This is a genomic window from Agromyces sp. NPDC055520, assembly GCF_053619715.1.
In genome coordinates this window covers 26382-40351 of record NZ_JBSHJY010000002.1, presented here as the reverse complement: position 1 = coordinate 40351, position 13970 = coordinate 26382, and the positions used below count along the sequence as shown (strand labels likewise).

12 protein-coding genes and 1 tRNA gene are annotated in these 13970 nt (G+C 69.5%); 3 read left to right on the top strand and 10 right to left on the bottom strand.

Annotated features, from left to right (window positions below):
- Positions 1-96: 96 nt before the first annotated feature.
- A complete protein-coding gene (locus ACWGST_RS01830; RefSeq protein WP_452044932.1) occupies positions 97-864 on the top strand; it encodes an IniB N-terminal domain-containing protein in 768 nt (255 codons plus the stop codon).
- Between the two features lie 10 nt (positions 865-874).
- Positions 875-1489, top strand: coding sequence for a hypothetical protein (locus ACWGST_RS01825; RefSeq protein ID WP_452044931.1), 615 nt, complete (start codon positions 875-877; stop codon positions 1487-1489).
- Here ACWGST_RS01825 and ACWGST_RS01820 read toward each other — a convergent pair.
- From ACWGST_RS01820 to serS, 9 genes are all read right to left on the bottom strand, one after another.
- A complete protein-coding gene (locus tag ACWGST_RS01820) occupies positions 1379-2959 on the bottom strand; it encodes a dynamin family protein (RefSeq protein WP_452044930.1) in 1581 nt (526 codons plus the stop codon). The two genes, ACWGST_RS01825 and ACWGST_RS01820, sit on opposite strands and share 111 nt — an antisense overlap.
- Complete coding sequence (locus ACWGST_RS01815; RefSeq protein WP_452044929.1) at positions 2956-4824, bottom strand: dynamin family protein; 1869 nt, start codon at positions 4822-4824, stop codon at positions 2956-2958. Before ACWGST_RS01815 ends, ACWGST_RS01820 begins: the two co-directional genes overlap by 4 nt.
- A 76-nt stretch (positions 4825-4900) precedes the next feature.
- Positions 4901-5191 (bottom strand): hypothetical protein, encoded by a 291-nt coding sequence (locus ACWGST_RS01810; protein WP_452044928.1) that lies wholly within the window; start codon positions 5189-5191, stop codon positions 4901-4903.
- 111 nt (positions 5192-5302) lie between these two features.
- Positions 5303-6493, bottom strand: a complete 1191-nt coding sequence (locus tag ACWGST_RS01805; RefSeq protein ID WP_452044927.1) for a hypothetical protein — start codon at positions 6491-6493, stop codon at positions 5303-5305.
- A 188-nt stretch (positions 6494-6681) separates the two neighbouring features.
- Positions 6682-7887, bottom strand: a complete 1206-nt coding sequence (locus ACWGST_RS01800; protein WP_452044926.1) for an LCP family protein — start codon at positions 7885-7887, stop codon at positions 6682-6684.
- 125 nt (positions 7888-8012) lie between these two features.
- Positions 8013-8097, bottom strand: a tRNA-Ser gene (locus ACWGST_RS01795).
- A gap of 283 nt (positions 8098-8380) precedes the next feature.
- Positions 8381-9658, bottom strand: coding sequence for an LCP family protein (locus ACWGST_RS01790; protein WP_452044925.1), 1278 nt, complete (start codon positions 9656-9658; stop codon positions 8381-8383).
- 85 nt (positions 9659-9743) lie between these two features.
- Positions 9744-10592 (bottom strand): HAD family hydrolase, encoded by an 849-nt coding sequence (locus ACWGST_RS01785; protein ID WP_452044924.1) that lies wholly within the window; start codon positions 10590-10592, stop codon positions 9744-9746.
- A gap of 47 nt (positions 10593-10639) precedes the next feature.
- On the bottom strand, positions 10640-11911 hold the full coding sequence (serS, locus tag ACWGST_RS01780; RefSeq protein ID WP_452044923.1) for a serine--tRNA ligase: 1272 nt from the start codon (positions 11909-11911) through the stop codon (positions 10640-10642).
- A gap of 109 nt (positions 11912-12020) precedes the next feature.
- On the opposite strand from serS, the gene ACWGST_RS01775 reads away from it, so the two are divergent.
- Positions 12021-13028 (top strand): diacylglycerol/lipid kinase family protein, encoded by a 1008-nt coding sequence (locus ACWGST_RS01775; RefSeq protein ID WP_452044922.1) that lies wholly within the window; start codon positions 12021-12023, stop codon positions 13026-13028.
- On the opposite strand, the gene ACWGST_RS01770 is transcribed toward ACWGST_RS01775, so the two are convergent.
- Positions 12985-13947, bottom strand: coding sequence for a hypothetical protein (locus ACWGST_RS01770; RefSeq protein ID WP_452044921.1), 963 nt, complete (start codon positions 13945-13947; stop codon positions 12985-12987). The two genes, ACWGST_RS01775 and ACWGST_RS01770, sit on opposite strands and share 44 nt — an antisense overlap.
- Between the last annotated feature and the right edge of the window lie 23 nt (positions 13948-13970).

The following is a 13970-nucleotide window of genomic DNA, read 5'->3' as shown; positions in this document are numbered from 1 at the left end:
GACTACCCCCGATGCCGTGCCGGATCGACCGGCCTACCGTGGAACAGACAGCTTCCTACTCGCGCGCACACCCTTTCGACCGCTGAGGAGTCGACAATGAGCACACCGGTGGCGACCATCGCCGACGCACTGATCGCATTCATCCTGAGTCTTCTACGCGACCCGGCCGCGGTCGAGGAGTTCCACTCGTCTCCGCAGGCCGTGCTCGCCGATCACGGCCTCCAGAACGTCTGCGGTGCAGACGTGAAGGCGGTGGCACCGGTGATCGTCGACAACGCGGCCGTCACCCCGAAGCCGCCGGGAACGACGCCCGTGACGCCCGACGAACCCGACGAGGTGATCAACGAGATCAACCGCATCATCAACCAGTTCACGACGATCGACAACCGCACGACGCTCATCGACCAGTCGGTCAATCAGAACATCTGGGCCGATGGCGACGTGACGCAGATCTTCGATCAAGACGCTGTCGTGGCCTCGGGAGACGACGCCGTCGCCGCGGGCGACGACGCCACGGTCGACGACTCCGACACCACCATCACGACCGGGGACATCTCGGTGGGCAACACCATCGGCTCGGGCAACACCACCACGACGGATGCCGCGGACGATGCACCCGACGACGCTGCACCGGTCGAGGCTGCGCCGGTCGAGGCTGCGCCCATCGAGGCGGTGGCCGTCGGTGCGGTGGCCGAGAGCCTGACGACGGATGCCCCGGCGCCCGAGCAGCCCGCGCCCGTCGAGGACGCGCAGCCGGACGCACTGATGGCCGACCTGACCGCTGCGGATTCGTACGACACGAGCGAGCCGCTCACGGCACCCGAGCCCGAGCCGTATCCCGAAGACGCGGCCGAGGAGCAGTGACCCCGGCTCCGTGACCGAACAGACGAATCCACGCGCCGGCGCACCGGCGGTGAATCCGGCGATCACCACGGGGCGCGGGCGCGCGGCGCCGGAACGCCCTCCCGTCGCGAACCCCAACGCGGCGCCCGTGCTCGTGAAGCTGACCCCGCCGTTCTCGGTGCGGGCGAGCCAGTTCCTCTGGATCATCAGTTTCGCCGTCGGCGGGTTCACGGTGGTGTACTTCTTCGTCATCCGTCGCACCCAGCTGCCCCTGATCGCCGATGTCGTGCGCGGTGTCGGCGACGGACGCGCCGAACAGACGTACGAGACCGCCGCCGAGGTCGTGTTCTGGATCGTGTTCGGCGTGATGGTGGCAGCGCTCCTCACGCAGATCACGCTGCTGGTGTCGTTCATGAGCCGGCGCCCCAAAGTGCGCTGGTGGCAGCTCGCCACGCTGGTGGTGCAGGTGCTCCTGCTGCTGCTGTCGGCGGAGCTCGTGGCGATCGGCGAGCGCGGCCAACCCGTGCGGCTCCTGCTAGCCGCCCAGTGCGGGCTCGTGCTGCTCGCGCTGCTCGCGAGCGTGCTGCCGAGCGCCATCGCCTGGTCCGCCCGGCAGCACGACATCCGCCGCGGACCCGAGTTCTGACGCAGACCCGAATTCTGACGCGATCTGCTCGAGGCTGCGCACCACGACCCGGCACACGTTCACGGCCGCCCGGTCGGTCAGCGGAGACTCGCCCAGTCGGCGCCAGTGCACGAGGAGTGCGCCCACGCGTTCACGCACCTCGTCGTCCCCTGCGGTTTCCGCCAGACCCACACGCACCCGAGCCGGAGTGCCCTTCGCCCCGACGATCGTCTGCGCCTGCGCGGCATCCTGTTCGGCCAGCGGCAGCCCCTCCGATCTCGCGACCGCCATCAGCGAGAGTTCTCGCAGTGCGTGCGCGCCGGCGGTGATGCGCTCGATGCCGCCGCGGAGTTCTTCGACCCCGTCGCGCGGATGCTCGCGGATGATCGCATCGAGCTCGAGCAGCACGCCGCGCACCTTGAGGGTCGATGCGCGTGTGCGGAACTGATCCCGCACGAACTGCTGCAGCTCGATCAATCCGCTCTGCTGCACCAGTTGCTCCGACAGGTCCGACGAGGTCGCGGCGCCGCCGCGGATGAGGGCGGTGGCCAGTCGTACGCCGAACAGCCCGAACCGGCCGAGCAGGCTCCGGCGCTCGGCCGGGCTCAGATCGGTGGCATCGGATGCCCCGGTGAACCGGTCGGCCGACACGAGGAGGCGTTCGCGGTCGTCGCGTTCGAGCCCCGCGAGCTCGCAGAAGGCCGTGTACTCGTGCTCGCGGAGCGTGCGAGCCCCTTCGGCGACGAGCCCCGCCACCGGGATCACTCCCAGCACGAGCGAGGCCAGCTCGCCGTCGAGTTCGTACCGCCGAGCCACCTTGCCGGCCGACAGCAGGGAGTCGATGCGGCCGGAACCGATCTCGTCTGCGCGCGAGAGCACACCGACCGCGCAGACCGTCTGCGCCGCTCCGGCCGCGGTGTCGCGGAAGGCCTCGAGGAACTTGACGTCCGAGGCGTGCAGATGCCGCATGAGGTAGACCACGGCGTCGGCCGACGACGGCGCCTCATCGGGGGTGAGGAACCGGGTCGCCCGCGCAGAGACGTCCTCCGACAGGGATGCGATGCCTGGCGTATCGATGAGGATCATCGACTTCAGGCCGCCGAGCGGCCACCCGACGTCGATCCATCCCACCTCCTCGGCGGGTGTGCCGCCCAGGTCGAGCACCAGTCGCCCGTCTTCGCGTCGCACCGGCAGCCGCCGGGGTTCGCCCTCCTTCGGGTGGAGTGTGACCGTCGGGGTCGCCGAGTAGCGGTACCAGGTGACGACCCGCGTGCACTCACCGGCATCCGTCGGGGCGATCTGCTCGCCGAGCAGGGCGTTCAAGAGCGTCGACTTGCCCGCCTTCACCATGCCGGCGACGGCCAACCGCAGGGGTTCGCGCAGGCGCCGCTCGAGTTCCTCGATCGAGGCCGTCGCGGCCGGGTCGTCGTCGTACACGGCGCGCGCGATGCGCAGCAGGCCCGCTGCGTCGTCCCCCGCTCGAACCGTCATCGCTGAACGGTCTCGGCGCGCATCGGCGGAAGCTCGGGGATCTCGGCCCGGAGCGTCTCGAGTTGACGGATCTGGGCCTGCAGCTGTGCCACCCGCTGGTCGCGCTTGGAGGTGTAGGTCGTCGCGGTCTGCTTCGCCGTCATGAGCGCCTCCGACAGCGAGCGGTGCAGCTCTTCGGCCATCGCCCCGAAATGGTCGCGAGCGGCGCGCTGCACGAGCCGCAACCGGTCCTTGAGCTGCTTGCCGACCTGGAAGGTGACCTCGTCGATGTAACGGCGCACGTGGCCCTTGGCCTCATGCTTGCGACGGGTCAGCCGTGAGCTCATGTCCTCGCGGTAGGCACGCCGACCCACCAGCACGCCGGCCAGCAGCGACAGCGGGTTGATCAGGGAGAGCCCGATGAGTCCCGTGGCGAGGCCCACCATGAGCACGCCGCCGTACGACCCGCGCACGCCGATGTAGATCCGCTCGCCGGCGCCGAGGCGGCCCGAGTCGAGCTCGGCGATGCCCTCGACCGGGTCGAGCAGGCCCTGGGTGTCGCCGACGTCGATCGCCGGGAGCGCAGCCTCCCCGGCGCTGAACAGCTCGGCCACCTCCTCGGACAGCCAGCGCGAGCGCTCATCCGTCCACACGAAGGTCTCTGAGACCGCGCTCGTCACCCGCTGGTCGAGCCATTCGGTGATCTGATCCCAGATCGGTCCGGGATCGCCCTCGTCGATCGCCTCCTCGGCCTCGCGCTGCACCTTGCGCAACCGATCGCGCAGGTCGTGCTCCATGTCGGCGATGAGGTCGGCGACACCGTCGGTGAGCGTCACCTGCCAGCGCGACGACCGCCCGCGGAACTCGTCGGCGCGCGCCTTCGCCGCCTCCAGCTGGGCGATCATGCGGGGGGTGTCCTCGGGGTGCAGGATCGCATTCAGCTCGGAACGCAGCGAGATCGTGAGCTGGTCGACCACCGAGACGAGGTCGTGCACGGCGCTGCGCTCGTGGATCACCTCGGCGCGGCCGAGCACCTCGCGGCGCAGGTGCGCGACGAGCGCCGGGAAGCCCGACTCCTCGTTCATGGTGCTGTCGCGCAGTTCGGCGGCGAGCAGACGCAGATCACTCGAGACCGAGAACATCGGCACGTCGCCGGCGGCGCGGAGGTGGCCCCGGTCGATCCGCTCGATCTCGCGCCACGAGGGGTAGAGGTCGGTCTTGGCGAGCACGGCGGCCACGTTCGGCGAGATGCGCATCGCGTGCTTGAGGAACTGCACCTCGGGCTCGGTGTACTCCTGCGAGGCATCCGACACCAGCAGCACGGCGTGCGCCGTCGACAGTGCCGACAGGGTCGCGAGCGCGTTGGACGACTCCATGCCGCCCACGCCGGGCGAGTCGACGAGCTTCAACCCGCCCTTGAGGATCTCGCGCGGCACCAGCACCTCGGCCGACACGATGCGCCGCTCATTGCGCGGATTGCCTCGCTCCGACACGAACTCGGAGATCTCCTCGAGCGGGATCTGCTTGCGTTCGACGGTGGTCGCGCCCGTCGCCGGGTCGACGTGCTGCTCGAGCACCCATGCCGACGGCTCGTCGGCGTACCCCACGGCCGTCGGCACGCTCGTCGCGATGTCGTCGTCGACGGGGCAGGCCGGCGCGTTCACGAGTGCGTTGATGAGCTTGCTCTTGCCCTGCTTGAACTCGCCCACCACGATGACTCGGATGTCGGGATCGGCGAGCCGGGCCTGCGTCTGTTCGATGCGCCCGGCCAGGTCGGCGCGACCCGAAGCGGCGGCGAGCCGCCCGACATCGCGGACGACCTCCATCATCGCCGTGTGCTCGCCCTCGACCACTGCAGACTCCTCGGTGTTGACTGCGTCCGGCACGGATCCCTCGTCTCTCCATCGTGACAGAAGGCGGGATCGACCGCACCCGCCCCGATGCGCCCCGCTTCCGAGCCGTTCAGAGCGGGAAGTCGAGTCCCGCGCCCCCGCCGAGTCCCCCGTCGAGGCCCCCGTCGACATCGAGGTCGTCGATGTCGTCACCCCAGATGAGCGCGGCGTCGACATCCCAGTCGGATGCATCGACGTGCTCGATCTCGGCGGTGAAGAGGTTCGCCGCGGCCGGGTCGGAGACCGGGTCGGGATCGGCCTCCCACATGCCGTCGTCGAGCCCCGCCTCGTCGAACCCTTCGGCGAGCCCGTCGTCGAACCCGTCGGCGCTCTGGCCGCTCGGGGCCTCGTCACTGGACATTCGGACACCTTCAGACCTGTGGGGGAACTTCAGTCAGCATTGCAGATCACGCGACCGGATGGGGGTGTGCCCGGCCGCCCGAGCGGGCGACCGGGCAGAACTGCAACAGCCTCAGAGCGTGATGTCGTCGACCTGTACGGCGACGGCGTCGGGGCTCAGGATGTTGGCGTTGTCGACGTCCACATCCACGTCGGTCGAGTAGTCGTTGAACGAATCCTCGATGTCGACGTCGACGTCCCATTCGGTGTTGTACGAGTCGATCGTGTTGCCGATCGAGACGTCGCCGACCGAGATGTCGGTGCTCGAGTTGTCGACCCATGCGTTGTGACCCGCAGCGACCGAGCCGTCACCCGAGGCGACGTTCGCCTCGTTCTCGAACGACTGCATCACGTTGCCGCCGCCGCCGTCGCCGCCGATGGCTCCGACGTTGCCGCCTTCGCCGCCATCGCTGTCACCGCCGGCACCGCCGTCGCCCAGACCGCCGGAGCCGCTGCCGCCGTTGCCGGCCGCGCCGCCGTCGCCGTCTGCGCTGCCCGAGCCGCCCGTGCCCGCGCCGCCGGCACCGCCGTCACCGCCGGAGCTGAGGCCGCCGAGGCCGCCGGCACCACCGGCACCACCGGTACCGGCTGAGCCGGTGCCCAGACCGAGGTTCGCGCCACCGGTGCCGCCCGCGCCACCGGTACCGGCGCCACCGGTTCCCGTGCCGCCGCTGCCGCCGCTGCCGTCGCCACCGGACGCGTCCGCGACCGCCACTCCGGCAGCTCCGGCGCCGCCGCTGGCCACGATGTTCTGGTTGACCGACTGGTCGACCACCGTCGAGCGGTTGTCGATGTTCACCTCGGTGTCGCCGCCGCCCCAGCCGCCGCCAGCAGCAGCTGCAGCAGCACCGCCGCCACCGGCGATGATGTTGAGGTCGTCGAAGCCCACGTTGTACTGCCGAACACCCGCGTTGATCGAGTGGTCGTTCAGTGTCGTGTTGCCCGAGTCGTGGATCGAGTTGTCGGAGTTGTCGGAGTTGTCCGAGTTGTCGGAGTTGTCCGAGTTGTCGTTGTACGAGTCGTTGGTCGAGTTGTCGTTGTTCGAATCGGTGTCGTTGAACGAGTCGGTGTCGTTGAACGAGTCCAGGTTGTTGTCGTTGAGCGAGTCGACGTTGTTGTCGTTCAGCGAATCGACGTTGTTGTCGTTCAGCGAGTCGACATTGTTGTCGTTGAGCGAGTCGACGTTGTTGTCGGTGATCGGCACCACGTTCACGTTGAACGAGTCGCGGACTCGAGACCACACGTTGTTGTCATCGAAAGCCATGAGTGTGTTCCTTCGCTTCCCCGGACGCTCTCACGCCCTGTTGTCGGTTACGAGTCCCACGGTACGAGCGAGGTGCGATGGTCGGCATCGGGGGGTGTCCCGAGCGTTCACGGGGTGCGGTAGGGGGCTCGGGCGCCCGACCAGGGGTCGAAGGGTCAGCGCGTGAGCCGGAGCGGATCGCGCGAACGCTACTGCTCGTCGAGCGTGCGGCCGGCCGAGCAGCGCGTCTCGGCGGCGGTCTGACCGGTGATGTCGCTCGGCAGCGCCTCGACCGTCGGCGCGGGGGCTGCAGGGTCGGCGGGCGCAGCCGGGTCGACCGGAGTCTCGGCGACCGGCGCATCAGCCGGCGGCAGCGCATTGGGGTCGCCCGCCGACGCGAACGCCGAATCCTGCGCCGCGGCGTCGAACGTCACGGGCAGATCGTTCTGCAGTGCCGTTCTGACGTACTCGGCCGAGTCGGTCGGCGCGACGGCGCCGCCATCGACGTACGCGGTCGGGTACTGGATGAAGGCGATCTTCGCGAGATCAGTGTCTTTGACCGCCTTCGCGATCGACACCATGAAGGTCGGGTCGGCGAGTTTGTCGGACAGCTGCATGTTGGCGAGCGCGGCCTTCGCGATGCCGTAGAGCTTCACAGGGTCGGCCAGCGTGCCGTTCGACTGCAACGTGCGGGCGAGCGCGGAGAGGAAGACCTGCTGGTTCGAGATGCGGGCCAGGTCGCTGCCGTCGCCGACGCCGTGCCTCGTGCGCAGGAACTGCAGCGCAGCCATGCCCGAGAGACTGTGCGTGCCGGCGTCGAGGAAGGTGCCGGTGTACTCGTCTTCGATGGGCTCGGCCACGCAGACGTCGACACCGCCGACGGCTTCGGAGATACCGGCCACCCCCAAGAACTGCACGACACCCGCGAAGGGGATCTGGATGCCGAGTTCACTCTCGACGGTCTTCACGACGCAGCTGAGACCGCCGTGCGACAGCACCGAGTTGATCTTCACGCCGTAGAGCTCCGAGAACGGCTCTTCGGGGTCGTCGGGGTCGTCGCACTCCGGCACGTCGACGAGCATGTCGCGCGGAAAGCTCACGACCGAGGCGTTCGAGTGATCCTGCGAGATGTGCAGCAGCATCGTGACGTCGTTGAGCACGGCGGTCTCTTCTTCGGGGTCGCCGAACGCCATGCCCTGGCCCTGACGGCTGTCGCTGCCGACGATCAGGATGTTGATGCCGCCCTCCATCGCACCGACGTCGGGCACCCCCTCGAGCACGTCTTCGTTGCCGAGCGTGACGGTGGGCTGTACGGTCTCGGCGAGATCCCAGGCGGCGTACGCGGCGATGGAGATGCCCGAGACGAGCGTCACGGCTGCGACCGAGGCGGTGATCTTCGCGACCGTGCGCCACACGGAACGTCGCTTGAGACGGCCGTGTCGAACGATGGGCACGGAGGCCGCGGAACGGCGGGCGCTGCTGCGCAACTCTTCTGGCACCTGGGTCCTCTCGTGTCGGGCGGGGGCCGTGTCGTGATGTGCGGAGGGCGTGGGATTCGAACCCACGAGGCATTGCTGCCCACTGGTTTTCAAGACCAGCTCCATCGGCCGCTCGGACAGCCCTCCAAACCCGCACGACACTCCGAAGAGTGGGGATCGTGCGGACAGGCCCCGATTCTAGCCGAAGCATGCTCCGTCAAGACTTCATTCCGAGACAGGGCTGCCGCGGACATCCAGCCGAAGCATGCTCCGTCAAGACTTCATTCCGAGACAGGGCTGTCTCGGACATCCAGCCGAAGCATGCTCCGTCAAGACTTCATTCCGAGACAGGGCTGCCGCGGACATCTCGCCGAAACGTCTTCGGAACAGACTCGCAGCCCAGCCTGAACAGGTGCTGAAACGGAGGCTCTCACCCGTCATTGGCCGTCGAGCAGCGCACTTCCGCCGCGCTCTGACCGGTGACGTCGCCGGGCAGCACGGTGGGTGCTTCAGGCGTGTCGGATGCCGCGGGCGCGGCCGGGTCGGACGATGCGGGCACGTCGGGGGCAGGCGCCGTCGCGTCTGGTGCCGTGCCGAACTCGGTGTTGCCGGTGGCGTTCGGATCGATGGCCACCGGCCGGTCGGCCTGGAGGTCGGCGTTGAGCTGCGCCGCTGAATCGGAGGGCACGACCGCGGATCGGTCGTCGTTGTACCCGGTCGGGTACTGGATGAATGCGACCTTCGACAGGTCGACGTCTTGCACCGCCCGGGCGATCTCGATGAGCCGAGTCGGATCCTGCAACGCGGGCGACAGGCTCATGTTCGAGGTGACGGCCTTCGCGATCGAGTAGAGCTTCGTCGGGTCGCTCAGGGTGCCGCCGGACTGCAGGGTGCGCATGAGCGAGGCGAGGAAGGTCTGCTGGTTCGAGATGCGGCCGAGGTCGCTGCCGTCGCCGACGCCGTGCCGGGAGCGCAGGAAGGCGAGCGCGTCGTACCCCGAGATCGCGTGGGTTCCCGCGTCGAGGTGCAGCCCCGAGTAGTCGTCGTCGATGCGGTCCGCGAGGCAGACCTCGACGCCGCCGACGGCCGTGGCGAGCGCCGCGACGCCGTCGAACTCGACGATGCCGCCGACCGGCACCTGCAGCCCGGTGAGCTGCTCGACGGTGCGGGCGATGCAGCCGATGCCGCCGTGCTCGAGCAGCGTGTTGATCTTCACGCCCGACATCGCCGAGAGGGGCTCGCCCTCGGGGTCTTCGGGGTCGGGGCACTCGGGCACCGACACGATCATGTCGCGGGGAAAGCTCACGACCTCGACGTGCGAGTGATCCTGCGAGATGTGCAGCAGCATCGTGACGTCGTTGAGTTCGGCCGAGTCCTCTTCGGGGTCGCCGAACGCACCGCTCTCGGGCCGCTTGTCGCTGCCGACGAGCAAGAAGTTGAGACCGCCGTCCATCGCGCCGATGTCGGGCACATCGTCGAGCAGGTGCTCGCTCGCGAGCTCGGTGCCGGGCTTGACCGATTGCACCAGGTCGACGGCGGCATATGCGACGACGGACGCCGCACTCACCGCGAGCACGGCGACGACGGATGCCGCGAGCTTCAGGTACGTCGAGACGGCGCTGCGCCGTGGCATCCGCCCGTGACGCGGCACCTCGAGAGAACCCGCCTGCCCAGCGGCATCCCGAAGCTGCTCGCCCGTTTCGCTCATCGCACCCCTCTGACTGGGCCGATTCTATGCTGGCGGCCTCGGAGCATGCCCAACGTCACGCGCCACCTGGCGTGTCAGGTTCGGCTCAGGGCAGCGAGTCGAGCGCCGCCGCGAGACCGGCGTCGTCGATCGAACCGCAGACCTCGTTCGCGGCGTCGCGCACCTCGTCGGGAGCTTGGCCCATCGCGACGGCGCGGCCGGCCGCGCGCGCCCACGCGAACATCTCGAGGTCGTTGCGCCCGTCGCCGGCGGCGAACACGCGGCCGGCCGGAAGGTCGAGCCAGCCGCGGACGCGTTCGAGCGCGGTCGCCTTGTTGACGCCGTCGGGGGCGATGTCGAGCCAGGCCGTCCAGCCGATGGCGTAGCTGACGTGGTGCAGGCCCATCTGGTCGACGATGCCGAAGAACTCGTCGAGCCCGTGCTCGAGGCTCGTCACGACGACGCGGGTGGCGCGCTGGTCGAGCAGCTCCTCGAAGCGCACCTCGCGGGCGTTGTCGAGATTCCACTCGGTCATGCCCTCGGTGTAGAGGCGGTAGCCGTCGGGCAGCTCGACCATGAACTTGCCCGCCGGCAGGAACCCGCGGATGCGCTCGAGCACGAGTGTCGGGTCGAAGGTCTCGACGTGGCGCCGCACATAGCCGTCGGGCGCGGAGTCGTCGCGCTGCATCGTGACGGCGCCGTTGGAGCACACGACGTACTCGGGGCGCAGGCCCAGGCGGTCGAGCACCGGCGCGGTGCCGGCCCACGAGCGACCCGTCGCGATCGTCACGACATGGCCGCGGTCGCGAGCGGATGCCACGGCGTCGACGACCGCCGCGTCGATCGATCCGTCTTCGTGCATGATCGTGCCGTCGACGTCGAGCGCGACGAACCACTGTGCATCCGTTGTCGCTGGTCGAGTAGGCGCGCCAGCGCCGTATCGAGACCCTGCCACCTGGTCTCGATACGCTCCTTCGTCGCTACTCGACCGACGGTCGGCACTCACTGCGCCGCCGTCGGCTCGAGCACCTCGAGGCCGCCGAGGTAGCCGCGAAGCGCCTCGGGCACGACGACCGAACCGTCGGCCTGCTGGTGCGTCTCGAGAATGGCGACGAGCCACCTGGTCGTGGCGAGCGTGCCGTTGAGCGTCGCGACCGGGGCCGTCTTGCCGCTCTCGGTGCGGTGGCGGATGTCGAGGCGGCGCGCCTGGAACGTCGTGCAGTTCGAGGTGGAGGTGAGCTCGCGGTACGCGTTCTGCGTCGGCACCCACGCCTCGACGTCGTACTTGCGGGCCGCACTCGAGCCGAGGTCGCCGGCGGCGGTGTCGATCACCCGATACGTGAGGCCGAGGTCTTGCAGCATTCCCTCTTGCCAGCCGAGCAGGCGCTCGTGCTCGGCCTCGGCGTCGGCCGGGTCGATGTAGGTGAACATCTCGAGCTTGTTGAACTGGTGCACGCGGATGATGCCGCGGGTGTCTTTGCCGTGGCTGCCGGCCTCGCTGCGGTAGCACGTCGACCAGCCGGCGTAGCGGATGGGGCCCTTCGAGACGTCGATGATCTCGTCGGCGTGGTAGCCGGCGAGCGCGACCTCGCTCGTGCCCGTGAGGTAGAGCTCCTGCTCGGGCAGGTAGTAGACCTCGTCGGAGTGGGCGCCGAGGAACCCGGTGCCCTGCATGATCTCGGGCCGCACGAGCGTGGGCGTGATGAGCGGGGTGAAGCCCGCCGCGATCGCGCGGTCGAGGCCCATGTTCATGAGTGCGATCTCGAGGCGGGCGCCGATGCCCTTGAGGTAGTGGAAGCGCGCGCCCGAGACCTTCGCGCCGCGCTGCATGTCGATCGCGTCGAGCAGCTCGCCGATCTCGAGGTGGTCGCGCGGCTCGAACTCGAATGCAGGGATCTCGCCGACCTCGCGCAGCACGATGAAGTCGTCTTCGCCGCCCGCCGGCACGCCGTCGATGACGACGTTGCCGAGCCGCTGCACGGCGAGCGTGAACTCGGCCTCGGCGTCGCTCGCGGCCTGGTTGGCGGCCTTCACGCGCGCGGCGAGCTCTTTCGCCTCGGCGACGAGGGCGGCCTTGGCCTCTTTCGGGGCCTGCGCGACCTGCTTGCCGAAGGCGTTCTGCTCGGCGCGGAGCGCCTCGAAGACCGTGATCGCGATGCGCCGCGCGGCATCGGCCTCGACGGCCGCGTCGACGAGCCCCACGGACTCGCCGCGGAGCTCTTGCGAGCGCTTGATGAGGTCGGGGTTCTCGCGGAGCAGCACGGGATCGATCACCCGAGCAAGTCTAGCCGCGGCATCCGACCGGCTGATCTGCGGTTCCGGCTCTCCCGCGGTCGCTGGTGTCTCGGGTGAATTCCCTGCGCGATGCAATACCGTTGGCTGCGTGACGGCAGACCAGCACGGGGCCACGGATGCCGCGGGCTCACGCCCGCGCGCAGCGGTGATCTTCAACCCCACCAAGCAGGGCGTCGACACCCTGCGCGCCGCCGTCGCCGCGGCCGAGGCGCGACAGCACTTCGCCCCGTCGCTCTGGATCGAGACCACGGCCGACGACCCCGGCAAGGGCATGGCGCGCGAGGCCCTCGAAGCCGGCGTCGACCTCGTGATCGCCGCGGGTGGCGACGGCACCGTGCGCTCGGTCGCTGCGACGCTTCGCGGCACCGGGGTTCCGCTCGGACTCGTGCCGATCGGCACCGGCAACCTCTTCGCCCGCAACCTCGAGATCCCCGTCAACGACCAGGGCGACGCCGTCGTGCTCGCCTTTGCAGGGCTCGACCGCGCCGTCGACGTCATCGTGGCCGACGTCAGCCGCGCCGACGGCAGCGACGAGACCCACGTCTCTCTCGTGATGAGCGGCATCGGCATCGACGCCGCGATGATCTCGAACACCAACCCCGACCTGAAGAAGCGCGTCGGCTGGCTCGCCTACGTCGACGCCGGCCTGCGGGCGCTGCCCGCCTCGAAGCCCTACCGGGTCGTGCACCGGGTCGACAGCGGACGCCACCACCGCTCGAAGGTCTCGAGCATTCTCGTCGCGAACCTCGGCTACCTGCCCGGCAACATCGAGCTGATCCCCGACGCCGAGATCGACGACGGAAAGCTCGACGTGGTGGTGCTCGCGCCGCGCAACCTCTTCGGCTGGCTGCTCATCTGGCGCAAGGTCACGTGGGAGAACCGAGTGCTGCGGAAGTCCGCGCTCGGTAGGCAGTTCCTCGACCTCACGGGCGGCAACCGGCGCAGCGAGATCGTCTACCTGCGCGGCCGTGCGGTCGAGCTCGAGATCGAGGGCGACGCCGAGGAGTTCGAGATCGACGGCGACGAGTTCGGGCTCGTCACCGCGGCGCGGTTCACGGTCGATCCGTCGGCGCTGATCGTGCGCGTGCCGCGCTGAGAGCTGCAGCCCGGTCTTCGCGCCGCGCGATCGCCGCGGATGCCCCGAGCACGATGATCCCGAAGACCGACCACAGCGCGGTCTCGGTCGCCGGACCGACCACCGACCCCGCGGTCTGGACCACCGCCATCGCACTCAGCTGCTCCTCGCGCGGTGTCACACCGTAGTTGAAGACGTCGCGGTCGCTCGAGACGCCCGCCCACCAGATGAACACGACGACCCCCGCGCCGATCAAGCCGAAGAGCGCCGGGACCGCGCGCACCCGCGGCAACAGGCGGTGCGGCGAGGGCTGCGGCGACAGCTCGGCGGCGTCGCCGGCGTCGCCCGCGTCGATCGCGACCCGAGCGCGCTGCGCCCGCACCTGACGCACGCCGATCCACACCGTCAGGCCGACCGTTCCGATCAGGCCGAAGCGCACGAGGTTCGGGGCGACCACCCACGACATCTGGCGCAGCAGGTCGTTGGAGTCGATACCGGTATACGTGGCGGGGTCGGAGTTGACCGCCCACGTCACCGCGATGCCGATCACCACCGAGATGCCCAGCACCGCCCACGCCGCCGCGAACCACCACCGCACGTCATGCGACTCCGGCTCGCCTCCTCCGTTCGCGTCGAGCTCGAACACCGGCTCGTCGCGGGCGATCGCGCCGGGACCGGGATCGGCATCGGCATCGGCGAGGCCGGGGACCGATCGAGGGGTCTCGACCGTCGCCGGAGAATCGGCGGCGGGGTCGGTCGCGGCAGAAACCTGTGCGAGCACCGATGCCGGCGGCTCGGGAACCCGTGCCGGCTTCGATGCCTCCCGCACCGGCGGCGCCGCGGCATCCGGCTCACCTGTATCTGAACCGTGCCCGGCGTACCCCCGCTGGTAGCGCGGATCGAACCGCGGATCGATACCGGTCGTGGCGCCGTCGCTCACAAGACTCCTCGGGTCGGGGCCGC

Coding starts and splice junctions, on each gene's coding strand:
- ACWGST_RS01810 (WP_452044928.1), bottom strand. CDS start 5,191: ATGTCCAGTGACGAGGCCCCGAGCGGCCAGAGCGCCGACGGGTTCGAC.
- ACWGST_RS01805 (WP_452044927.1), bottom strand. CDS start 6,493: ATGGCTTTCGATGACAACAACGTGTGGTCTCGAGTCCGCGACTCGTTC.
- ACWGST_RS01820 (WP_452044930.1), bottom strand. CDS start 2,959: ATGACGGTTCGAGCGGGGGACGACGCAGCGGGCCTGCTGCGCATCGCG.
- ACWGST_RS01830 (WP_452044932.1), top strand. CDS start 97: ATGAGCACACCGGTGGCGACCATCGCCGACGCACTGATCGCATTCATC.
- ACWGST_RS01790 (WP_452044925.1), bottom strand. CDS start 9,658: ATGAGCGAAACGGGCGAGCAGCTTCGGGATGCCGCTGGGCAGGCGGGT.